Consider the following 22,611-nt stretch of genomic DNA (forward strand, 5'->3'; position numbering starts at 1 on the left):
CGCGGGGTGAGGGCTGCTGCGAGAAGCGTAACGGGGTGATGAGAACTATATTGCGCATCCACGTGACTGCGCACTATGTTGCTCAGTGCGGCCGGCGGCACCTCGAGCCGCCCGCGTCCCACCCCATGCACGAAGGAGGTCCCCGCTCATGACCGGCCACACCACCGTGACCCGCCCGCAGCCCGCCAGGGGCCGCCGCATCGAGGGCCCTCTGCTGCGCTGGTTCGCCTCCTACGGCTCCTTCGCCGTGCCGCAGGCCGCCGCCCCGATCGCCTTCGCGCTCATCGCGCTGCCGCTGACCGGAGACCCCGCCAGCGGCGCCGCCATGATGCTGGCGATGACGATCGCGCAGGTCATCGGCGCGGTGCCGATAACCCGCTTCGGCAGGCGCTTCTCCCCCATCCCGTTCCTGCGTGTGCTCATCGGCCTGCGCACCCTCGCCCTGGTCGCCATCGCCGTGCTCGCCGGCCTCGGCGCCCCCTTCGCACTCGTCGTCGCCGGCGCCGCCCTCGCCGGCCTGGTCAACGGCGCCGCCTACGGGCACCTGCGCGCCGTGCTCAACCACCTGGTGCCGACGGCCCGGCTCCCGCGCGCCCTCGGCGTCGCGGCCACCCTGAACGAGGTCACCTTCGTGGCCGCGCCGGTGCTCGCCGCGGCCCTGGGAAGCATCTCCCCCCAGGCAGCCGCCTGGGCGATGGTGCTCCTGGGCATGGGACCCATGCTCCTGATCCCCCGCATCCCGACCGCGACCGCTCCGGGTCCCGAACAGCGCCGCAGCCGCCTCCGCCTGACCCCGATCATCGTGCTGTGGCTGGTGTGCGGAGGCGCGAGCGCAGCCTCGATCGCGGCGATCGAGATCGGCGCCGTGTCCATGGCGGTCTCCTTCGGCCTGCCCGCCGCCTGGGGTGTCGTCTTCCCGGTCGCACTGTGCGTGACCTCGATCAGCGGCGGGATCTGGGTGAGCGTGCGCAACCGGGTGCCGCGCCGGCGCACCGTGCTGGCCTGGCTCGCCGTCACCGCACTCGGCGTCGCCTCGGTGGGCCTCGGCCACTCGGTGGCCGCGACCCTGGTGGGCGCGCTGCTGGTGGGATCCGTACTCGCGCCGCTGGCGACCTATTACTCGCTGATCCTCGATCGCCTGGTCGATGCCGAGCATCGCGCCGAAGTGTTCGCCCTTCTGCGCACGTCCAGCGCACTGGGCGTCATCACCTCCAGCGCACTCATCTCCCTGGCGTCGCTGCAGGCGACCTTCACGGTGGTCATATCCGTGATGACGGTGGTGCTCCTCGTGACCGGCAGCGTGTTCACTGCGGCCTGGAGGCACGCTCAGCGCTGCCGCGCCGCCGGAGTGGCCGAGGCGGACAGGACCGCAAGCCGCGACCCGCAGGCACCGCACACTGACGAAACCCTGCCCATCGGCTGAGTATCCGTCGCCGATCAGCAACCCCCCGAACACGGCGACTCGATGACCGACGGTCGTCACCGGGACGCACGGAATCGGAACCTCCTCACCGCTATCGGTGCACACACGGCGATGATGAGAAGGCACCAGGCGAAGGCTCCCCAGCCCTGCCAGCCGGGTGGCTCATCCATGAGATAGGCACGCACCGCGTCGACGACCACGGTGACCGGTTGGTGGTCGGCGAATGCCCGCAGTCCGGACGGCATCGACTCGGTGGGGACGAACGCACTGCTGGCGAACGTCACGGGCAAGAGCCACAGGTAGTTCGCCGACTGGGTCGCCTCAGCGGAGCGGACCAGCAGCCCCACTGTTGAGGAGACCCATGAGATGGCGAGGCTGACCAGGAGCAGCAGCGCTATCGCGGCGATCCAGCCCGCCGGCCCGGCCGTCGGCCTGAAACCGACCACGAACCCGATCAGGATGCCGACAACAATGATGAGGGAGTTCCGCGTGACATCGGCCAGAATGCGCCCGGAGAGGACCGCCGAGGTCGACATCGGCAGCGAGCGGAACCGGTCGATCAGCCCGCGCTCCATGTCCTCGGCGAGCCCGACTCCCGAGTTGACGGCACCGAAGGCGACGGTCTGCACGAGAACTCCGGCCATCAGGAAATCTTCGTAGGCCATCCCGGGGGTCTCGATCGCGCCACCGAACACGAAGCGGAAAAGCAGCACGAAGATGACCGGGTTGATCGTGGCGAAGATCAGCTGCTCGGGCACCCGCGGGATGTGCCGGAGACTGCGCTGGGTCAGCACCCAGGTGTCGGCGACCATCCAGTGCAGACGGCTGCGCCGGAGAATGCGGGCCGGCGCGGGATCGATCGAGACGCTCACAGCGGGCCCCTTCCCGCCCGTGAGTCGGCGCTGGCCCCGGTTGGCTGGGCGCTTGTGAGAGTGAGGAACACGTCGTCGAGGGTGGGCTCGCGGAGGCGCACGTCGTCGATCGCGATCCCGAGGTCATCGAGGGTGCGGACCACCCGTGCCAGCAGCCGAGGCTCCTTGGTGGCAGGCACCGTGACGACGCGCCGATCCGCAGAGAGGCGGGCGGGTCCCGTCCCGAACCTCTCCAGCACTTCGCGCGCGAGCACTTCGCGCGCGGCCGCGACAGGGTGATCGCCAGTCAGGTGAGCTTCGATCCGCGTTCCCCCGACCTGCTTCTTCAGCATCTCGGGGGTGCCGTGAGCGAGCACGGCTCCGTGCTCCATCACCACGATGTCGTCGGACAGCTCATCGGCCTCGTCGAGATACTGGGTCGTCAGAAGTACGGATGTACCCGCGGCCACCAGGTCACGGACCAGTTTCCGGACCATTCGTCTGCTGGCGGGATCCAGCCCCGTGGTCGGCTCGTCGAGAATCAGGAGCGCGGGCTCGACGATGAGGCTCGCCGCCAGGTCGAGACGCCGACGCATACCGCCGGAATACGTCTTGACCTGTCGTTCCGCAACGCCGATCAGGTCGAAGTTCTCCAACAGGTCAATGGCTCGCCGCCGAGCATCACCGGCACGGAGCCGATGAAGCCTCCCGATCATCTCGAGGTTCTCGTGCGCGGTCAGATGCTCGTCCAGTGCCGCGTACTGGCCGGTGAGGCCGATCTCCGCGCGCACCGCGCGCGCCTCGTGCACCACGTCCCTTCCGAGCACTTCCACCGTGCCCCGGTCGAAGGGCAGCAGCGTCGAGACAACCCGGACCGTGGTCGTCTTGCCAGCACCGTTGGATCCCAGCAGGCCGAGGACCGTGCCACGAGGGATGGTGAAGCTCAAACCGCGGATCGCGTCGACGTCGCCATAGCTCTTGTGGAGGTCGTCGACGACCAGTGCTGCTGCTTTCCGGGACATCGTTGTCGTCCTCTCGCCGGGCGTAGACTGCCGGCATACCGAACACACTCATTGTGAGGAGTGAAATAGTGAACCACTTCAGTACTTCGGCAAGTATGCCCGGACCAGAATCGCCGCGTCAAGACCCCGAACCACCCATCGCGCGAGACCTGATCGCACTGCTCTTCGACACCTCGCGCCTGCTGTGCCTGCAATCCGACCGCCTGCTCGGGGAGTCGGTCGGCCTCTCCGAGGCGCGCGCTCGGCTGCTCGTCGCCGTGAGCGAAGCGGAGCCGGCGCGGATGGGGGAACTTGCCATCACCCTGGGCGTGAGTGCGCGATCGATCACGAGCATGGTCGACGCCCTGGAGAACCAGGGCCTGCTGGCGCGTGCACCGGACCCCGCAGACCGTCGCGCGACGCTGCTTCGGCTCACCGAGGCCAGCAGAACGCGCATCTCGCAATTGCACCGAGCTCAGCACGACCTGGCCCAGACTCTGCTGACACCTCTCGACGTCGACGCGCAGACCGCTCTGTTCGACATGCTGACAGCACTCAAGGGCAGGGCGGCGTCAGGGCCGCACTGACACTGTCCCGCGGCGACAAGGTGTTTGGCTTGCCGCCGTTCCGCTCCGCCTGCTCGCACTCCACTCCTCTCGATCGACAACGATCGGCGTACTGGTCGAGGCTTCCAGGGCCACCTGGCGAGTAAACGATTGCCCACGGGGTGCGGGATCCGTAGGGTGGAAGGCGACCCGTGCGCGACGGCGCGGCGGCGAGAACGCCATCTGCCGGTCGCGGCCCCGCCACAGAGTGCGGGGGTACCGAGGACCTTGAGGAGGTCCCCCGTGATGACCCGTTCCACCTTCCTGCGCGGCTCGGCCGCCCTGGCCGGCGTCAGCGCACTGGCCACGACGACCGGCTGCGGATCCGACGACAGCGCCGCGGCGCCCACGACGGCCGCGGCCACCGGCCCGGACGTCGGCCCCGTCCCCGACGACGTCTGTCCCCGCGTCGAGCGGATGGCCGCGATCACCGGCCCGGGCGTGACCACCCGCTTCCGCATGGAGGCGACCGACCTCGGCTCTCCCGCCGTGACGCCCGACGGGAGGATCTTGTTCATCTTCGGCGACACCTTCGAGGACGCGGTCGTCGGCGGCGGATTCTGGCGCTCCCCCGTCGGTCTCTTCGCCGACCCCGATCGCCCGCTGGACGACGGTATCGCCTGGACCAGCGCCGTCGGCGGCGAGACCGCCGAGCAGCTCGTGCCGTACGCGCACGATGACGCCCCGGTCTCCACGATCCTGCCCGGGGATCTGCTGACCGTGGGCGAGACGATGTACCTGTGGATGATGGTCAACCACGGCTTCGGGACCGTCGCCGGCACCGAGATCTGGACCTCCACGGACTCCGGCGAGACCTGGGAGCGCGCCGCCCAGATGTTCCCCGGCGACCATGCCGGCGGGCTCATGCAGCAGTGCACCTGGTTCACCCACCCCGAGGACGGCTACGTGTACCTGCTGACCACGGGATTCCAACGGGACAAGGGCGTGATCCTCTCGCGGGTCCTGGCCGACCAGATCCTGGATCCGGCGGCCTATGAGACGTGCAGCGGGGCCGACGCGTGGGGCGGTGAGCCCCTGACGATCCTCGAGGGCGAGATCGGCGAGATGTGCCTGCGGATCGTCGAGGACCAGTGGGTGCTGACCTACTTCGACGCCGGCAACTACCGGGTCGACGTCCTCGCCGCCGACTCCCCCACCGCCCTCGCGAAGGCCTCCGCGACCACCCTGCTGCACGGCGGCGACTGGGGCGCCGAGGAGCACGACGTGGTCGCCCAGCTGTACGGGCCCTACATCGTGCCCGGCTCGACCCTCGAAGTGATGCACCTGGTGTGCTCGCAGTGGCACACCGGACCGGACTGGCCGTACCACGTCGAGCAGTTCCGCATCGAGGACCCGCTGCGGCGGGAGTGCGCGGACTGACCCCGCGCGCGCCGGCGGCATCCCTCGCGCCGGCCGCCACAGCTCTCTACAGTGTCGACATGGCACAAGTCCTCATCTACGGGTTGCGGTCCTCGATCGATGCACGACGCGCGGCATTGTCGGACGCGATCCACGGCACGGTGAGGGCAGCGCTGGCGTACCCGGCGGAGAAGCGCTTCCACCGCTTCATTGCCCTCGATCCCGCGGACTTCCTCTACCCGGCGGACCGCGGCGAGGACTACACCATTATCGAGATCTCAATGTTCGACGGGCGCACCGAGGCGGCGAAGAGACAGCTGATCCGGGAACTGTTCACCCGCCTCGAGGCCGAGGTCGGCATCGCGCCCCACAGCGTGGAGATCACCCTCACCGAGACCCCGCGGGTGAACTGGGGAATCCGCGGCGTCAACGCTGCAGACCTCTCGCTCGGTTACACGGTGGACATCTGACTCATCGCAGCCCGTGGCCCAGCGGGTAGGCCTCGCCGGTGCCGTCGGCCGTGGGGATCGCCACCGGCAGCTTCCCGCGGAGGTTCACCGCACCCGCGACCACCCCGGCCACGGCCCGCAGAGTGCAGTCGGAGTTCCCGTAGGCGGCCAGGGACGCGGCGATCTCGCCGACGTGCACGACATCGTACGGATTGCGCAGTGAGGCGTGCACGACCGGGGTGTCGCCCGCGGCCAGAGACTTGACCAGCGCCACCTGCGAGGCGGGGGTGGTGAAGCCGGAGGACGAGGTGAACACGAGCACCACGTCCGCCGCCCGTGCCTGCGTCGCAGCGCGGTCGGCGACTGCCTGATCGAGAGTCGACGTCACCAGAGCATTCGCCTCGAGGCCCTGCGCGCGCAGCGCCTCGACCGTGACGCGCAGCTTCGCCGCGGTGCCCACACCGGTGACCAGCACCTTGGTACCTGACGCCAGGGGCAGCGTGCCGGCGTCATCGGTGATCAGGGTGATGGAGTCATCGGCGATGGCCTGCGCGGAGCGCACCGAGCGCTTCGTGCCGATCTTTCCGCCCGCGGCGGCGACATCGACCTGATCGGCCTCGAACAGGCCGCGGCGCAGCTTCTGGGCGAGGATGCGGCGCCCGGACTGATCCAGTCGCTCCGCCGTGATCTCCCCACTGCCCACCGCTTCGCGCACGCCGCCGATCGCGACGGTGAGATCCGGCGGCATGAGCATCTGATCGGCGCCGGCGAGGATCGCCTCGACGGGCACCCGGTCGTCGCCGAACATGGTCCGCACACCCTCCATGGCCAGCGAGTCCGTGACGATCACGCCGTCATACCCGAGCTCATCGCGCAGCAGACCGGTGAGGATCGGGTGCGAGAGCGTCGCCGGTCGGCCGGAGTCGTCGAGCGACGGGACCAGGATGTGCGCGGTCATGATCGAATCGATGCCCTCGTCGATCGCGGCCACGAACGGCGGCAGGTCGATCTCGTCGAGCTCCTGGCGGGTGTGATCGATGACCGGCAATCCCACATGCGAATCGGTGGCGGTGTCGCCGTGACCGGGGAAATGCTTGGCCGCGGCGGAGCAGTTCGTGCCCTGCAGGCCTTTGATCTGCGTGGCGCCGAGCCGGGCGACGGCCTCGGGATCCGCACCCAGGGAGCGCACCCCGATCACCGGGTTCTGCGCCTCGATGTTCACGTCGACCACCGGGGCGAACGCCTGGCAGATGCCCGCCGCGCGCAGTTCGGTGCCGACGATGTCGCCGGCCTTGCGGGCGTGCGCCCGTGAACCGGTGGCGCCCAGAGCCATCGCCCCGGGCAGCGGGGTGGCCGGGGCGGGGAGCCGGTAGACCACACCGCGTTCCTCGTCGGCGCTGATCACCAGGGGAATGCCGCCGGAGTCGAGGGCTGCGTCCTGGACGTCGTTCGAGAGGGTGGCGATCTGCTCGATGTCCTGGAGGTTGTCGCTCCAGACGAAATAGATGAGGCCGCCGACGTGATGAGTGCGCACAATGTCCGCGATGGTGTCGACGCCGGTGGTGCTGGTGTTGGACGGGTGCGGGGCGTCGGCCGTGGAACCGTAGCCGACCGCGACGAACAGCTGCCCGATCTTCTGCTCGATGCTCATAGCGGCCAGCAGCTCGTCGATCCGGGCGGAATCCGTGCCTGCCCCCTTCGCCGGGGCGGCGTGGGCGGTGGCCGGGAGGGCCAGTGCCCCTCCGGTGAGCGCGGCCGCCCCGAAGGCGCGGCGGGAGAACTGGGAGCGGTCAGCGCGTGGGGGGTGAGGGTTCATGGGAATCTCCTGCTCTCAGTAGCGGCGGTAGCGCTCGGTGGTCGCCTGGAAGCGACGGGACTCGCGCCGCCACGCCGCGACGATGGTCTCGGCGCTGTCGCCGGCCTCGAGCATCGCGCGGGTGCGCTTGGTGCCCGAGAGCTTGTCGATCCAGCAGACGTCCTCCTCGGCGCGGCAGTCCTCGCCTTCGCGCCAGTCGACCTCCTCGACATTGGCGAACAGCGCGGCGAGCACGTGAATGCCCGTGCGCACCGGCTCGTAGGCCGCGGCGTCGGTGACGTGCAGCTGCAGGCCGCCGCAGAACTCGCCGGCGTGCTTGGAGCTGACGGGAGTGGCGAACATGGGCCGGTACAGCACCCCTGGCAGCTCCGCGGCCTGCAGATCCATGATGATCGCGTCGACCTGGGCCTCGGTGATGAAGGGCGCACCGAACCACAGGAACGGGGTGGTGGTGCCCCGCCCCTCGGAGATGTTGATCGACTCGATCAGCCCGGTGCCCGCGTAGACCACGGCCGTGTCGGCGGTCGGGATGTTCGGAGAGGGCAGCACCCACGGGATGTCCGCGGCCGCGGGGTCCTCGGGGTCGTAGCCGCTCATCTCGATCACCTCGAGATCCACGGCCTTGTCGAGGAATTCACCGTTGAACAGCGAGGCGAGCTCGCCGACGGTGAGGCCGTGGGTCTGCGGGATCTCACGCAGCCCCACGAAGGAGGACAGCTCCGGTTCGAGCACGAAGCCCTCGATGTCGGTGCCCAGCGGGTTCGGACGATCCAGCACCACGAAGCGCTTGTCGTTCTCCCCGGCCGCCTCCATCGCGTAATAGAGAGTCCAGATGTAGGTGTAGAAGCGGGCACCGATGTCCTGGATGTCGAAGATCAGCAGGTCGACGTCCTCGAGCATCTCCGGGGTGGGCTTCTGGGTGTCGCCGTACAGCGAACGCACCGGCAGCCCGGTCTTCTCGTCGATGTAGTCGCCGACGGAGCCGCCCGCCGGTTCCGCCCCGCGCACCCCGTGCTCCGGACCGAACAGGGCGGCCATCGTGAAGCCGCCATCCTCCTGCGCCGCGACCAGGAGATCGATCGTGGAGCGCAGTTGCCGGTCGGTGCCGGTGGGGTTGGTGATCAGGCCGACGCGGGCATCGCGCAGCGTCTCCACGGCGTCCGGCCCCAGCAGGTTCTCGACGCCGAGAGCGAAGTCGCCCGTGTTCTTGCCCTTCCCCGCGCCCTTGCCTCGTTCCGTGGGCCGGGCGGATGCGGCGCCGGCAGTGGCGAGCACGGCGCCGGCGGGCAGCGCCCCGAGGGAGGCGAGGACCCGCCGCCTGCCCGGGCGCCGCTCCCGCTTCCCGCTGGCATCCGGCTGGGTCTGGTCACTGTGCTGCGGGACTGGATGCGTCACGGCGCGTTCCTCCGTCATCGTCGTCGGATCTGCTCATGCGCAGGGGCCGCGCCGTCCGCACGACGTCGTGCGATGCGAGGTCGAATCGTTTTTCGGCGCGCTGCGCAGGGTTGACGCTAACAACGAAGCGTCGGCGTGACAACCGTCACCCTGCTCAGGTCTCGTCGTCCCCGACCACGCCCTTGCGCAGCAGGACGCAGCCGTACTTGCTGGTCTCCAGGGTGCGCAGCACGGCGAAGACTTCGCGTCCACGGTCGTAGAAATCGAAGCGGTCGATCCATTCCAGGCGGTCGGCGCGAGCCGCCGCGGACTCCTGGAGCTGGGACTGCACCTCCTCGCCGGTGCCGGGCTCCGGCGTCATCAAGGTGACCGAGGGGCCCGCGTACATATCCACGGGAAAGACGGTGCGCACCGCACGCACCGCCTCCGGCGAGGAGGTGGCCAGCTCGATCACCGGCGCCCCCATCGCGTATGCCGGGTAGTGGGCATCGGTCACCAGCAGCGTGTCGTTGTGACCCATGTGGTCGAGGATGCGCAGCAGATCACCGGTGAGCAGGGGGTCGATGCCGTTGAGCATGAGAAAAGTGCCTCTTCAGAAGGTAGGACGGTCGGGTACGGGGTGGCGCGACGTCCTCGCCGGTGAGGCTGCCCCAGCCCGCGTTGCGGAGACCCCGGATACGGTAGGGACCGGCTGGACGGCGTGTCAACGACGCCGCCGGAACGGAGCGCGCCATGACCACACCCATTCCCCCTCACCCTGCCTCAGCGCCAGGAGTGCTCGTCGTCGGCTCGGTGTCGATGGATGTCACCACCTTCTCCTCGCGACTGCCGCACCCCGGCGAGACCTTCCTCGGGGACGCCTTCACGATGACCCTCGGTGGCAAAGGAGCCAACCAGGCCGTCGCCGTGAGCCGCGCCGGGTCACCGATCCGCTTCATCGGTTGTGTGGGCGATGACTACTTCGCCTCGATCGTGCGGGACGAGCTGACTGCGGCGGGTGTGGACACCTCGCACCTTCGGGAGGTCCCGGGGCAGACCGGCGTGGCCCACATCCGGGTCGACGCCTCCGGTGAGAACGACATCGTCATGGTGCCGCTGGCGAATGCGGCGCTCACCGAGGAGCAGATCGACGCCGCCCTGGAGGAGTTCGCGCCGGGCAGCCGGGTGCTCCTGACACAGCTGGAGATCCCCTTCGCGCTGACCATGCACGCGATCCGCGGAGCTCACGAGAAGGACCTCACGGTCGTCCTGGACCCAGCGCCGGCGCATGACCTCGACGCATCGATCTGGCCGCTGGTGGACGTGGTCACCCCCAATGAGACCGAGGCGTCGATGCTCACCGGGATCGAGGTCGACTCCCGCGAGGCCGCTGTCCGCGCCGGGCAATGGTTCCTGGAGCGCGGCGTCACCCATGCCCTGGTCACCCTGGCCGGCGCCGGCAGCGTACTGGTCGATGCGAACGGCGTGCGGGACATCGCCGCGCACCGGGTGGAGGTGGTGGACACGACCGCAGCCGGCGATGCTTTCGCCGGGTACCTCGCAGCCGCTCTGGCCGGAGGCCAAGATCTGCCGGGGGCGATCGAGCGCGCCGGAGCCGCCGGGGCCCTCGCGGTCACCCGCCGCGGCGCCTCGACCAGCCTCCCGTACGCCCCCGAAGTCGATGCCCGACTGGTCGCGCGCACGCACGGACGCACGCACGGACACGGAGGCGAGGAATGAGCACGCCGAACCCCACTCCCCTCCCGTCGACGTCCGGCCCCTGCTGCGGAGCCGATCGCAGCGCAGTCGAGGTCCCGGCCCCGGTCACCCACGGCTCCGGTGCACCCGCCGATAGCCCTCACCCGCTCCCGTGGGCCGCGCCGGTCGACGAGGTCCGAGCCCGCGCCGAGCGCACAGTGCCGGTGACCGCCGGACCCTTCCGCATGGGCAGCGAGGACCGCGACCAGAACGCCGGCGACGGCGAGGGCCCCGTGCGCACCGTGGAGGTGCCTGCCTTCCGCATCGATCCCGCCTGCGTGACCAATGCCGAGTTCGCGGCCTTCGTCGTCGCGACCGGGTACGTGACCGAGGCCGAGGAGTTCGGCTGGTCCTTCGTGTTCGGGGCCCTGCTGGACAAGGAGCTGCGCCGCGCGAGCCAGAAGCCTCCCGGCACCCCGTGGTGGCGGGCTGTCCAGGGCGCTCGCTGGGACCAACCGGAGGGCCCCGGCTCCGACGCCGCCGGCCGCGCCGACCATCCCGTGGTGCACGTGTCGCTGCGGGATGCCGAGGCGTTCGCGGCGTGGTGCGGGATGCGCCTGCCGCGAGAAGCGGAGTGGGAGAAGGCGGCGCGCGGCGGTCTCGAACAGGCCCGCTATGCCTGGGGCGATGAGCTCACGCCAGGCGGGGAGCACCGCTGCAACATCTGGCAGGGCGCGTTCCCCGTGCGCAACACCCTCGAGGACGGCTTCCTGGCCACCGCCCCGGTGCGTTCGTTCCCGCCCAACGGGCTCGGGCTGTACGAGGTGGCGGGCAACGTCTGGGAGTGGTGCAGCGACGCCTGGACCACCGGGCAGGCCTCGTCGCTGTCCGGCGACGTGCGGGTCATGCGCGGTGGGTCCTACTTGTGCCACGACTCCTACTGCAACCGCTACCGGGTCGCCGCTCGCAGCGCGACGGCTGTCGAGGATGCGAGCGGCAATAAGGGCTTCCGCCTCGCGGTCGACGCCTGACCAGTGCCCGAGGGGCGCCGTGGACGTGAACACACCACCCGAAGTCCGACTGAGCAGGTCCGCACGTCGGGAGCGTGCCGCTGTCCCTACGAGCAGCGGCGACGCGCCGATACTACCGGGCCGCCCACCGGCAATGAACGCTGTGCCGATCTGTCATGCACCGACGGAAGAAAGAGCCTGTGAACACCGGCCACGACGTTCACCCCCGCCACGAAATACCGAGATCAGCACGTGTAAGTCCAGGAGCCATTGCTAACAGGGTTGCCGGGATTCTTGTCGCCGCCATTTGGTTCCGTTGTATACAGGGTTCCTGTAAAGGTGTCGGGGCCCGTTCGAACAAAGGTGATGAAGCTAAAGGGGCCGGTCCACGAAGTCTGATTGTCATCGCCGCCGCAGATCGGTGTCGTGCGACCAAAATGGAAGCTTGACGGCGCAACGGCCCCAACAGCGAGACTGCTAGCACCGTGAGCTGGAGCAGCTGACGCGCTCACTGCGGCGCCCATTACTCCCCCTAAGCAGAGAGCAAGACCCGAGGTGACAATTGAGATGCGCTTGAGAGCGGCCCCGTGGAACATAAGTCCTCCAGCATATTCGTATTCGACGTCAGTTTCACGCGAGTCCAGTCCTGTTGTTGGACTCGATGTGAGACACGCCATGCTAGAGGAATGAGCTTCGTAGCGTCAAGAGGCCACACTTCCTGGCACATTGAGGCAAAGCCGCCTAGTGCTGCGCCGGCCCACGTGAGGCAAATTTGGCTATCACGAAGTCACTGATCGGCAAGAGCATTTTCCTTGCGTGAGCCCGCCGATTCGAGTGGTCCCAACAACCTTCCCAGACTACTTATCTTGATACGATCGCCGGCCTCGTCACGAATGGCGCTCCCCTTCATGGACCCGCCCATTGGTTCGGCGGAACGTGCCATGGAACCGAAGCCGAACGCGACGTGGCACGATCAGGAGCTCGCGCAGCGCAAGGCGACATCTCCGGGCTGTGCCTCAGGCGGCGCGACGACCCGTGGCGAGGTCGAGCAGGTGGTCGATCACGCGGTCCCCGCTCGCGCGCAGGCCGTTGTGCTCGTACTCGCTGGTGACCCAGGGGTGCAGGCCGGGCAGCAGTTCCGCGGTGGCCAGGGAGCACCGGCGCGGCACGTAGGCATCGTCGAAGTAGACCGCTGCGGCGCCCGGAGCGTCCGCGGCGCGCAGAGCCTTCTCGTCGTACAGGCGCGGCCACTCGTGCTCGGCGAGCAGATCGGCGGCCTCCGCCCAGGGGGCGAGCTCGGGATCCTCGGCGAAGAGGTCGCGGTGGATGTGTTCGCCGCCCAGCAGGGTCGGGTCCTCCCGCACGACGTCGGGCATGATGCGGTCCGCGGTCCAACGGGTGGCGGTGCCGTCGGCCCAGCAGCTCTCGTGGACCACCGCGTACAGAGGGTTGCGGCCGCTGAAGGGCAGGGCGCCGGCGAGGTCGTGCACGAAGGCAGGCGAGGCCGGGTCGAGGTCCAGCAGGTAGTGCAGGCGTTCCTGGCCGCCGGAGGCGCCGAGCAGGTGGCCGAGGCGGCGCAGGCGCTCGACGCCCACGCGCTGCCCGTCGGCCAGGCGCAGCTGCCCGGCATCGGCGAGGTCGCTGAGGCGGCGCATCCGGTCGCGGTCCCCGGGGAATCGGGTCCAGTAGCGCTCGCTGCGGGCGATCATCCCATGCCAGGTGGTGGCGTAGACGGCGGCCATGTCGGGGCCGAGGGTCGGCAGACCGCCGGTGAACAGGGCTTTGTCGACGCTGCCGGCGTGGGCGCTGAGGTAGCGCAGAGCGGTGAAACCGCCGAAGGACTGCCCCAGCAGCGACCAGCTCGCGGCCCCGAGGTGCTCGCGCAGCAGCTCGGCGTCGTGGGCGATCGCGTCGGCCCGGAAGTGGGTCAGGTACTGCGCCTGCTGGGTGGGAGTCGCCTCGCGCAGGGTGGCGGCGCCGGCGATCGCACCGTCCGGCAGCGGTGCGTCGAGGCCCACGGGGGTGGAGCGACCGGTGCCACGCTGGTCGAGCATGACCACGCGGTGCTCGCGCAGAACGCGCTGCAGCCAGGGTGGGGAGTCCGCTCCGAGGGGTCGTGGGGCCTCGGAGCCCGGGCCGCCCTGGAGGAAGACGAGGTACGGGCGGTCCTGCCCGTCGGGCGCGGCGACGATACGGGCGAACAGCTCCAGCCGCGCGGAGCCGGGATCGGCATGGTCCAGCGGGACGGACAGGGTCACGTCACTCAGGTGCAGGCCGGGCAGGGTCCAGGAGGTGGTGGACATCAGGCTCCGTCGTCGTCGCGGGTGGTAGCACCGGGGAAGAATTCCCAGTCGAAGGTGTGCAGCTCGCCGGGGCGTTCGCCGCGGGCGCGGGCGGCGTCGATCACCACCCCGGAGATGCGGGCGAACACGTCATCGACGCCGTAGTAGCTGATCGGCTCGAAGTACTCGGATTCGGTGGGGACGTCACCGATCGAGATGATCTCGAGGCTGCCGGGCACGTCGACGCCGAGCCGCTCGGCGGCCGATTGGAGGGCCACGGCCTGATAGCCGGTGAAACAGATGACGGCCTGGGGGCGGTCCTCGCCGGAGAGCCACTCGCGGCTCGCGCGATAGGTGTCGCGGGCGCTCGCGGGCGTGATGCGCACCAGGTCCTCCGGGGGGCCGTCGCCGTGGTCGCGGGCGGCCTGCAGGAAGGCGGCCATGCGGGGATGGGTGAGCGGCTGCGGCGGGGCGAGCAGCTGCACCGTCTCGTGACGGGCCCGGAGCCGGGCGTAGGCGCGCGCGATCGCGCGGTACGGCGTCGAGGAGATGACGTCGAACCCCTCGGGCTCCATCTTCGCGGTGAAGGCGACGATCCCGGTCTGGGTGGCGGAGTTCAGGCGCAGCACGCGCTCGGGGCCGTCCTCGACGAAGTCCACGCTGGTGATGAACGCGGCATCGGCGGAGGCGCCGGAGAGGTACTCGACCCAGCGCTCGTCGGCCAGGACGAGAGTGGACAGATCATGCGGCAGGGCATCGTCGCGCACCTGGGTGGCCAGCTGCACGCCCCAGGGATCATCCAAGGTGCCCAGCGCCAGCACGATCCCGCCTCCACGACCGGTGCGCATCGCCTGCGCGTTGCGATTGGGGACATAGCCCAGCTGCTCCGCGGCCTCGCGCACCTTGGCCTTGGTCGCCGGCGAGCCGGCCGAGCGGCTGCCACCGCGCCCGGACAGGACGAACGACGCCGTCGCGATCGAGACGCCCGCCGTGCGGGCGACATCCGCGAGCGTGACCACGGTGCGCGGGGCGGGGTTGACGATGTCGCCGCTCATGAGCGCTCGACCTCCTGCTCGTCGGGGTCGAGATCGGCCAGGAGCACACGCACCCCGGCGGTACGCAGCTCCTCGAGGGCCGACGGTTCGGCCGCGCTGTCAGTGACGAGGGTATGGATGCCCGAGGCGGGAGTGATGCAGGCGAAGGCGCTGGCGCCGATCTTCTCGGCATCGGCGACGACGACCACGCGGGTGGCCCGCTCCATGAGCCGGGCGTTGATGGAGGCCTCGGCCTCGTCATGGGTGAGAGCGCCGTCGCGGGCGCTGAGCGCATTGACCCCGAGGAAGAGGGTGTCGATGCGGATCTGGGCGAGCAGCTGTTCACCCCAGGACCCCACCAGCTCGAAGCTCGCCTCGCGCACCACGCCGCCGGTGACCACGAGCTGCAGATGGCGACGCACCGCGAGCTCCTGGGCGATGTTGATGGCGTTGGTGACCAGCACGGTGGGTCGGGGGGCGTCGCGGAAGGACTGCCGGGCGGCGAGCTCCTGGGCGAGCGCTGTGGTGGTGGTGCCGCCGTTCAGACCGATCACGGAGCCGGGCTCGAGCAGGTCAACGGCGCGCCGGGCGATCGCTTCCTTGGCGGCGGCGTTGCGCGCGGCGCGGTAGCGCATCGGCAAGGAGCTGGCGTCGGGGTTCGCGGAGGCGCCGCCATGGGTGCGGATCACGAGCTGCTGGTCCGCGAGGGCGTCGAGGTCGCGGCGGGCAGTGGCCGGGGAGACCCCGAGAGTCGAGACCAGGTCGTCGACGCTGAGGTGCCCGTCATCGATGACGAGGTCGAGCACGAGGTCCTGGCGGTGTCGTCGACCGCGCATCCCCCGGGAGGTGGGGGTGGCGTGTTCGCCCGGGTTCGCCATCGCTCAGTCCCCCTCCTGGTTCGTCGCGCACGGCAGGGCCGACGCCGTGGCCTCGGTCCCCGCATGCTACCGCCCGGGAGCCGGGCCGGCGCGCGGAACCGGGGCCCCCGCCGCCGGGAGTGCTGCGGGAGCGTCCACCGGTGTCCGCGACAGCACACCGAGCAGGGCAGCGGACAGCGAACCAGGCACGACGCCCGCTCCAACCAATGATTGCTTTTGCTCGTTTTAGATCATTACACTCATACACATGCAGTTCCGGCGGGGTCGTCCGTCGGCTCACACCGCCTCTGGAGGCCCCATGCCCACCCCCACCGTCGCCTCGAGCGCGACCAAGACGGAGACCTCACGGACCAGCGCCACGGAGGTCGAGCTGCGCACCCAGCCGGATACCTGGCGCCAGGCCCTCGCGCTGCTGCCCGCCGCACTGACCCAGCTGCCCCGCCCCGAGGAACGGGTGCTGGTCGTCGGCTGCGGCACCTCGTGGTTCATGGCCATGGCCTACGCGGCACTGCGCGAGGCCGCCGGGCAGGGCGTCACCGATGCGGCGACCGCCACCGAAGCCTCCCCTGCCCGCAGATACGACCGCATCGTGGCCCTGTCCCGCTCCGGCACCACGAGCGAGATCCTCGACCTGCTGCGCGCCACGCAGACTCCGTCGGTGCTGATCACCGCCGTTGCCGAAGGCCCCGCCGCGGCGCACGCCGGCTCCGAGATCGTGCTGGACTTCGCCGACGAGACCTCTGTCGTCCAGACCCGCTTCGCGACGACGGCCCTGGCGCTGCTGCGCGCCTCGCTCGAGGAGGACCTGACCGCTGCGATCGCCGACGCGGAGGCCGTGCTGGCCCTCGAGCCGAGTACAGAGCTCGTCGGCGCGGAGCAGGTGACGTTCCTGGGCACCGGGTGGACCAAGGGCCTCGCGGACGAGGCCGCGCTGAAGATGCGCGAGGCCACGCAGTCCTGGACCGAGTCCTACTACGCGATGGAGTACCGCCACGGCCCGATCGCGATCGCCGAGCCCGGCCGCCTCATCTACGTGCTCGGCTCCGCCCCCGAGAACCTGGAGGCCCAGGTCGCAGCGACGGGAGCGAGCTGGGTCGCCTCGGGCCTCGATCCGCTGGCCCAGCTCGTCGCCGTGCACCTGTGGGCGGTGCGGCGCGCGGAGCAGCGCGGCCTGGACCCCGACTCCCCGCGCCATCTCACGCGCGCCGTCCACCTCACACCGTGAGCACCGTCCTCGAGCGTGCGATCGGGGTCGATGTGGGCGGCACCCGCACCAAGATCGGGCTGGTGGGCCGTGACGGCTCCCTCGGCATCCCGTACTCGCTGCCCACCCCGGCGGGCCCCCGCCAGCTGTGCGCGATGATCGCGCGGGAGACCGCCTCGCTGCGTGAGCAGGCGGAGCTGGAGGCCGCGGTGCCCCTCGGCATCGCGGTGCCGGGCATCCTGGACGAGTCGCGCGAGGTGGTCGAGCTGGCCGTGAACCTCCACTGGACGCAGCTCCCGCTCGGGGCGATGCTGCGCGAGGTCATCGACACCCCGCTCGCGCTCGGCCATGACGTGCGCGCCGGCGGGATGGCCGAAGCGGCCTGGGGCGCCGGCCGCCTGATCCCGCAGAGCACGCCGGACTGCTCCCTACCACCGCTCGCGGACCTGATCTTCGTCCCGATCGGCACCGGCATCGCGGCGGCCGTGGTCCACGGCGGGGCCGCCCTCGGCGATCGCTTCACCGGCGAGATCGGGCAGGTGCGGGTCGAGGAGCCGTACACGGGGCAGACCATGCGCCTCGAGGAGGTCGCCTCCGCCTCGGCGATCGGGCGCCGCTACGCCGAGCTGATCGACTCCCCGCACGACCCGCTGGTGCTGACCGACGGGGGCCGTCCCGCGGCCCGAGCGGTCGTGGACCGGGCCCGCGAGGGCGAGCCGACCGCCGAGAAGGTGCTGTTCAGCGCGCTGGACACGCTCGGCCAGGCGCTCGCGACGATCATCTCCAGTGTGGGCCCGCTGCCGATCGTGATCGGCGGCGGACTCGCCGAGGGCGGCTCGATCGTGCTGGAGACGCTGCGCTCCTCGATCGCTGCCCGGCTCGGAGTGGTGCCCACTCCCCCGGTGCTGCCCTCGTCCCTGGGCATGTGGGCCGGTTGCCAGGGCGCCGGACTGCTGGGCATGACCCGCGCCCTCCACGAGAGGTCCGTCGCGTGATCCTCACCCTCACCCCGAATCCCGCCCTCGACCTCACCTACGAGGTGGACCAGGCGCGCGTGCACGCCGAGCACCGGGTGCGTCGCGTCCGCTCCGCGCCCGGCGGCAAGGGCGTCAACGTCGCCCGGGTACTCGCCCAGCTCGGGCGGCCGGCGACCTGTGCCGGCCCGCTGGGCGGCGCCACCGGTGAGCAGATCCGTGACCTCCTGAGGGCTCACGACGGGGTGCGGCAGGCCTGGACCCCGATCGCCGGGGACAGCCGGCGCACCGTCACCGTCGTCGCTCCCGACGGCGCCACCGGATTCCACGAACCCGGGCCCGCCCTCGGCCCTGCGGAGCGCGAGGCTCTCGTCGCAGGCCTCACCGCCCTGCTCTCCAGTGCCTCCCCCCTGGTCACCGCGGTCACTCTCAGCGGCTCCCTCCCCCCGGGGCTCAGCGGCGAGGACCTGGCCCAGCTGGTGGGCGTGTGCCGGAGGAACGATCGCCCGGTGCTGGTCGACACCTCCGGGCCGGCGCTGCTGGCGGCCGCCCGCTCCGGCGCCGACGTCCTGAAACCCAATGCCGCCGAGGCCCTCGAGGCGACCGGCACGCATACCCCGTTGGAGGCAGCGCTCGCCCTGCTCGAGATCGGCGCCGGCGCCGTCGTGTGCTCGCTCGGGCCCGAGGGGATGCTCGGGGTGCGACGGGACAACGGCTCGGCCCACGGCTGGCGCGCACGCCTCGCCGAACCGATCGCCGGCAATCCCACCGGCGCCGGCGACTCCGTGGTCGCAGTGCTGGCCGCCACCGTCCTGGTCGACGGGGCGGAACTGCCCGAGGCGCTGCGCCGCGCGGTCGCCGTGAGTGCCAGCGCCGTCACCCGCCCCGTCGCCGGGGAGATCGACCTGCAGCTCGCCGATGAGCTGATGCCCGCTGTCGAGATCCAGGAGATCCCATGCCCCTGAGCACGCTCACCCCCGTCGCCCTCCGCGCCCGGCAGCGCGGCGAGGGTCTGGCGGCCTTCAACGTGGTCCATGTCGAGAACGCCGAGGCCTTCGTCGGTGCCGCCGCCCGCGCCGAGACCCCCGTGGTCCTGCAGGTCAGCCAGAACGCCGCCCGCTACCACGGCGGTCTCGCCCCGATCGGGCTGGCCACCCTGGAGATCGCGCGCCGTGCGGAGGCCGAGGTGGTGGTCCACCTCGACCACGCCGATGATCTGGGCCTGGTGCGCGAGGCCCTGGACCTGGGGTTCACCTCGATCATGTACGACGGCTCGAAGCTGCCCGATGCGGAGAACCGCGTGTGCACCGCCGAGGTGGTGGCCGCGGCGCACGGGCGCGGGGTGAGCGTCGAGGCGGAGCTCGGCGAGGTGGGCGGCAAGGACGGGGTGCACGACCCGTCGGCCCGCACCGACCCGCAGGAGGCCGCACGGTTCGTCGCGGAGACCGGGGTGGATCTGCTCGCGGTCGCCGTGGGCTCCTCCCACGCGATGACGCAGCGCACCGCGCAGCTGGATGCCCGGCTGATCCGCGCGATCGCCGCCGCCGCGGACGTGCCGCTGGTCCTGCACGGCTCCTCGGGCGTGGCCGACACCGACATCCAGGGGGCGATACGGGCCGGGATGACGAAGATCAACATGTCCACGCACCTGAACACCGTGTTCACCGGGGCGGTGCGAGCCCTGCTCGACGCCGATCCGGACGTGGTCGACACCCGACGGTGGATGCGGGCCGGCAGCGAGGCGGGAGCCGCGGAGGCGCAGCGGCTGATGGAGCTGCTGCGGGACGCGCCGCGGGACCCTATCCCCCGGTGAGGAGATTCATCGCCGGTCCCAGGGTGTTGAGCAGGATGATCGCGCCGATGATGCCGACCGTCCAGGAGAAGGCGCTGGTCGCATTCTTCACGGCCCAGTCGTGGGCCTTGTCGAGGAAGGCGTCGGCGCCGCCGCCGAGCGCGGCGCGCACTCCGCACAGCAGTACCCCAGGCACGATCATCACCGCGCAATAGCCAGCCAGCACGAGCGCACCGCGACCCAGGCCGATCCCCATATCGGCGACGATGCCCATCGCCGCCAGGTACGGGATCATCGACGCCGCTTCGACGAGACCTGCCAGGAGCGCCAGGCTCACCAGCAGGGAGGGCCGGCCGGACGCACGGCGGGCCCGGGTGGTCCACTTCCGGGCCGAGGCCTCGGGATCGCCGCCGCGTTTGGCGATCGCCTTGGGGTCGATGCGGAAGGACCAGATCACCATCGCCACCCCGATCGCCGCGAGCACCACCATCACCACCGGGGAGGCCAGCAGGTGGCCGAAGGACTCCAGCAGGGGCAGCAGTCCCGCCAGCAGAGCGATTCCCAGCAGCAGGTAGAACACCCCGATCACCGCGAGGTAGAGCAGGGTGCGCCCGGCGATGCGCAGCGCCCCGCCCTGCCCGACCACGAGCAGGATCACGGGGATGACCAGCGTCCCCATGGAGGTGGAGTCCACCAGGGCGAGGACGATCAGGCCGAGCGGTCCGGCGATGTCGAGGAGCGATTCCATGGGATCCATGGTCCTGGACGCTCCCGCCCGGAATCCTCCTCCCAAGGTGCGAAGTCCGCCTGCCGCAGAGGTGGCGCCCGCCACGGCCGCGTAGCCTGGGGGTATGCCCTCCGCTCCGGTCCCAGGACGCCCCGCGGGGTCGCCGGGTGTCGATCTCGACGCTCCCGAGCGTCCTGCGCTGAACCGCCGCGACCTGCTCATCGCGGCGGGCTACGCCGCGCTGGTCGTGCTGCTCGGGGCCTCCGGGGCCAGCAACTCCGGGTTTCTCGGCGAGGAACTGCGCTGGTCTCCCTCCGTGTCGATCGCGATGATGCTGATCGCCTGCGTGAGCCTGGTGTGGCGGCGCCGCAATCCGGCGATCACCCTCGCGGTGGCTGGTCCGCTCGCAGCCGCGGAGGTCCTCGTGGGCGGTCAGATCTCCGCCTACATCCTGCTGTTCGAGGCGCTCTTCGATCCGATCATGCATGGCAGCCGGCGCCTGGCGCGCCTGACCACCGGACTCGCGATCGGCGCCGGCGTGGTCGCCTTCCTCATCGCCGTCGCTCTCGGAGCCGCCGGACCGATCCTGCTGGTGGTGCTGATGATCTCGGCCCTCGTGTTGATGACTCCGCTGATGTGGGGCTGGGAGGTGCGCCATCACCGGGACGCGCGCCTGGTCGCCGAAACCTTGACGGACGTCGAGCACGAGCTCGCCGCCACCCGCGCCGCCCAGGCCGTGGAGACCGAGCGCCGCACGATCGCTCACGACCTCCACGATGTGATCGCCGGGCACCTCAGCGCCGTCTCCCTGCACACCAGCCTCGCCTCCTCCCTCGAACAGCGTGAGGCGCGGGACCGCTCCCTGGCGACGGCGCGGGACTCCGCCCACGCCGCGCTGCGGGACCTGCGCTCGATGATCGGGGTGCTCTCGACGGAGGAGACCGGCACGCTGCCGTCGATCACCTTGACCTGGCCCTCGCTCACCACCCGCCTGCGCGGCCGCGACCCTGAGGCGCGGGTCGAGATCGATCCGGCCGCGACCGATGCCGCCCGCGTGGAGCCGTCGGTGCAGGCCGCCCTGCTGCGCCTGGCCGCCGAGGCGTCCACCAACGCGGTGCGTCACGGGCTCGCGCCGATCTCGCTGTCCGTCCGGGTGGGGGCCGACGCGGTGACGCTGGAGCTGCTGAACCGGCGCGCGGAGACGGCGGTTCCCGGCACCGGTGTGGGCCGTGGCGCGATCGCGCACCGGGCCACGGCCGTCGGGGGCAGCGCAACCTCCGGCCCCGCCCCCGAGGATGGCCCGGAGGCCGGGATGTGGCGGGTGCTGGCGCATCTGCCCGCGCGCACGGCCGCTGCGCCGGTCGAGGCCAGCACCACCTCGACGACCGTGAACCAGGAGGCACTGCCGTGAGCGACCCGACCGTGAGCCGCCCGATCCGGGTGCTCGTCGCCGACGACCATCCCGCCGTCCGGTCCGGGCTGGTCGCGCTGCTGGATTCTGCCCCGGACATCACCGTGATCGCCGAGGCTCACGACGGGGACTCCGCCGTGGCGGCCGCCCGTGCGCACCGCCCCGACGTGGTCCTCACCGACGTGCGCATGCCCGGCGCGACCGGTATCGAGATCACCCCGCACCTGCGAGAGACCGGGGCGAACGTGCTGGTGATCTCCGGCTTCGACCTCGATGACTATGTGCTCGGGGCGCTGGCCGCCGGGGCCGACGGGTACCTGGTGAAATCGGAGGACCCGCAGCGGATCCTGGGCGCCGTGCGCGACGTGCACCGGGGCGATGCGGTGCTGTCCGCAGCGGCCACGCGCGCCGTAGTCGGTGCCCTGCGCGGCCGAGCCGCCCCGTCGGCCCCGGTCGCCGGCGGCGCAGACGCACCCATCCCGACCGCGGGGACCGTCGGCGCCTCCGCCCCTGCCGGTCCTCCGCCGACGTTCACGCGCCGGGAGGAGGACGTGCTCGCGCTGGTCGCGCAGGGACTGTCCAACCAGCAGATCGCCTCGCAGCTGTTCGTCGAGATCACCACGGTGAAGTCCCACCTCTCGCACGCGCTGACGAAACTGCAGCTCGACTCCCGGGTGCAGGCCGCTCTCTGGTGGCAGCAGCACCGCAGCTGAGCCCTGCTGT

General features: G+C 70.9%; 21 protein-coding genes. 12 read left to right on the top strand and 9 right to left on the bottom strand.

Features of this window, described 5'->3' with window-relative positions; genetic code table 11:
* Positions 1-148: 148 nt before the first annotated feature.
* On the top strand, positions 149-1,423 hold the full coding sequence (locus INT51_RS12955; protein ID WP_226832345.1) for an MFS transporter: 1,275 nt from the start codon (positions 149-151) through the stop codon (positions 1,421-1,423).
* Positions 1,424-1,479: 56 nt separating this feature from the next.
* Here the strand turns inward: INT51_RS12955 and INT51_RS12960 are convergent, their stop codons facing one another.
* Complete coding sequence (locus INT51_RS12960) at positions 1,480-2,295, bottom strand: ABC transporter permease (protein WP_304502189.1); 816 nt, start codon at positions 2,293-2,295, stop codon at positions 1,480-1,482.
* Positions 2,292-3,296 carry an ATP-binding cassette domain-containing protein gene (locus INT51_RS12965; protein WP_193105731.1) on the bottom strand — a complete coding sequence of 335 codons (1,005 nt, stop codon included), beginning with the start codon at positions 3,294-3,296 and terminating at the stop codon, positions 2,292-2,294. Before INT51_RS12965 ends, INT51_RS12960 begins: the two co-directional genes overlap by 4 nt.
* A 95-nt stretch (positions 3,297-3,391) precedes the next feature.
* Here INT51_RS12965 and INT51_RS12970 point away from each other — a divergent pair, with 95 nt between their 5' ends.
* The 3 genes from INT51_RS12970 to INT51_RS12980 all read left to right on the top strand — a co-directional run bounded on the left by INT51_RS12970 (position 3,392) and on the right by INT51_RS12980 (position 5,709).
* On the top strand, positions 3,392-3,862 hold the full coding sequence (locus INT51_RS12970) for a MarR family winged helix-turn-helix transcriptional regulator (RefSeq protein WP_193105732.1): 471 nt from the start codon (positions 3,392-3,394) through the stop codon (positions 3,860-3,862).
* A gap of 264 nt (positions 3,863-4,126) precedes the next feature.
* Positions 4,127-5,260 carry a DUF4185 domain-containing protein gene (locus INT51_RS12975; RefSeq protein WP_193105733.1) on the top strand — a complete coding sequence of 378 codons (1,134 nt, stop codon included), beginning with the start codon at positions 4,127-4,129 and terminating at the stop codon, positions 5,258-5,260.
* A 59-nt stretch (positions 5,261-5,319) separates the two neighbouring features.
* A complete protein-coding gene (locus tag INT51_RS12980) occupies positions 5,320-5,709 on the top strand; it encodes a tautomerase family protein (RefSeq protein WP_193105734.1) in 390 nt (129 codons plus the stop codon).
* A gap of 1 nt (position 5,710) precedes the next feature.
* Here the strand turns inward: INT51_RS12980 and INT51_RS12985 are convergent, their stop codons facing one another.
* The 3 genes from INT51_RS12985 to INT51_RS12995 form a co-directional block, all read right to left on the bottom strand.
* Positions 5,711-7,504, bottom strand: a complete 1,794-nt coding sequence (locus INT51_RS12985) for a glycoside hydrolase family 3 protein (RefSeq protein WP_193105735.1) — start codon at positions 7,502-7,504, stop codon at positions 5,711-5,713.
* A gap of 15 nt (positions 7,505-7,519) precedes the next feature.
* Entirely contained in the window at positions 7,520-8,899 is a 1,380-nt protein-coding gene (locus INT51_RS12990) for a DUF1343 domain-containing protein (protein WP_304502190.1), read from the bottom strand.
* A gap of 154 nt (positions 8,900-9,053) precedes the next feature.
* Positions 9,054-9,476 (bottom strand): RbsD/FucU family protein, encoded by a 423-nt coding sequence (locus INT51_RS12995; RefSeq protein WP_193105737.1) that lies wholly within the window; start codon positions 9,474-9,476, stop codon positions 9,054-9,056.
* Between the two features lie 155 nt (positions 9,477-9,631).
* Here INT51_RS12995 and rbsK point away from each other — a divergent pair, with 155 nt between their 5' ends.
* Together rbsK and INT51_RS13005 are read left to right on the top strand one after the other, a co-directional pair.
* Complete coding sequence (gene rbsK, locus INT51_RS13000; protein WP_193105738.1) at positions 9,632-10,618, top strand: ribokinase; 987 nt, start codon at positions 9,632-9,634, stop codon at positions 10,616-10,618.
* Positions 10,615-11,607 (top strand): formylglycine-generating enzyme family protein, encoded by a 993-nt coding sequence (locus tag INT51_RS13005; protein WP_193105739.1) that lies wholly within the window; start codon positions 10,615-10,617, stop codon positions 11,605-11,607. Before rbsK ends, INT51_RS13005 begins: the two co-directional genes overlap by 4 nt.
* A 995-nt stretch (positions 11,608-12,602) precedes the next feature.
* Here the strand turns inward: INT51_RS13005 and INT51_RS13010 are convergent.
* The 3 genes from INT51_RS13010 to INT51_RS13020 are packed head-to-tail and all read right to left on the bottom strand — an operon-like array spanning position 12,603 to position 15,780.
* Positions 12,603-13,889, bottom strand: a complete 1,287-nt coding sequence (locus tag INT51_RS13010) for an alpha/beta fold hydrolase (protein ID WP_193105740.1) — start codon at positions 13,887-13,889, stop codon at positions 12,603-12,605.
* Positions 13,889-14,923, bottom strand: a complete 1,035-nt coding sequence (locus INT51_RS13015) for a LacI family DNA-binding transcriptional regulator (protein WP_193105741.1) — start codon at positions 14,921-14,923, stop codon at positions 13,889-13,891. Before INT51_RS13015 ends, INT51_RS13010 begins: the two co-directional genes overlap by 1 nt.
* On the bottom strand, positions 14,920-15,780 hold the full coding sequence (locus INT51_RS13020) for a DeoR/GlpR family DNA-binding transcription regulator (protein WP_193105742.1): 861 nt from the start codon (positions 15,778-15,780) through the stop codon (positions 14,920-14,922). Before INT51_RS13020 ends, INT51_RS13015 begins: the two co-directional genes overlap by 4 nt.
* A 298-nt stretch (positions 15,781-16,078) precedes the next feature.
* On the opposite strand from INT51_RS13020, the gene INT51_RS13025 reads away from it, so the two are divergent.
* Genes INT51_RS13025 through INT51_RS13040 form a run of 4 tightly spaced genes read left to right on the top strand, consistent with a single transcriptional unit; the run spans position 16,079 to position 19,771 of the window.
* The gene (locus INT51_RS13025; protein WP_193105743.1) at positions 16,079-17,005 is read left to right on the top strand and encodes an SIS domain-containing protein; all 927 of its coding nucleotides are present in this window, start codon (positions 16,079-16,081) and stop codon (positions 17,003-17,005) included.
* Positions 17,002-17,979 (top strand): ROK family protein, encoded by a 978-nt coding sequence (locus INT51_RS13030; RefSeq protein WP_193105744.1) that lies wholly within the window; start codon positions 17,002-17,004, stop codon positions 17,977-17,979. Before INT51_RS13025 ends, INT51_RS13030 begins: the two co-directional genes overlap by 4 nt.
* Positions 17,976-18,923, top strand: coding sequence for a 1-phosphofructokinase family hexose kinase (locus tag INT51_RS13035; protein ID WP_193105745.1), 948 nt, complete (start codon positions 17,976-17,978; stop codon positions 18,921-18,923). The genes INT51_RS13030 and INT51_RS13035 overlap by 4 nt, the downstream gene beginning before the upstream one ends.
* Complete coding sequence (locus INT51_RS13040) at positions 18,914-19,771, top strand: class II fructose-bisphosphate aldolase (protein WP_193105746.1); 858 nt, start codon at positions 18,914-18,916, stop codon at positions 19,769-19,771. Before INT51_RS13035 ends, INT51_RS13040 begins: the two co-directional genes overlap by 10 nt.
* Here INT51_RS13040 and INT51_RS13045 read toward each other — a convergent pair.
* On the bottom strand, positions 19,758-20,498 hold the full coding sequence (locus tag INT51_RS13045; protein WP_193105747.1) for a GAP family protein: 741 nt from the start codon (positions 20,496-20,498) through the stop codon (positions 19,758-19,760). The two genes, INT51_RS13040 and INT51_RS13045, sit on opposite strands and share 14 nt — an antisense overlap.
* 103 nt (positions 20,499-20,601) lie before the next feature.
* Here INT51_RS13045 and INT51_RS13050 point away from each other — a divergent pair, with 103 nt between their 5' ends.
* Both INT51_RS13050 and INT51_RS13055 read left to right on the top strand, forming a co-directional pair.
* Positions 20,602-21,888 carry a sensor histidine kinase gene (locus INT51_RS13050; protein ID WP_193105748.1) on the top strand — a complete coding sequence of 429 codons (1,287 nt, stop codon included), beginning with the start codon at positions 20,602-20,604 and terminating at the stop codon, positions 21,886-21,888.
* Positions 21,885-22,601, top strand: a complete 717-nt coding sequence (locus INT51_RS13055; RefSeq protein WP_193105749.1) for a response regulator transcription factor — start codon at positions 21,885-21,887, stop codon at positions 22,599-22,601. Before INT51_RS13050 ends, INT51_RS13055 begins: the two co-directional genes overlap by 4 nt.
* Positions 22,602-22,611 lie beyond the last annotated feature (10 nt).

The organism is Brachybacterium sp. FME24, assembly GCF_014897705.1.
Classification (GTDB): Bacteria; Actinomycetota; Actinomycetes; order Actinomycetales; family Dermabacteraceae; genus Brachybacterium.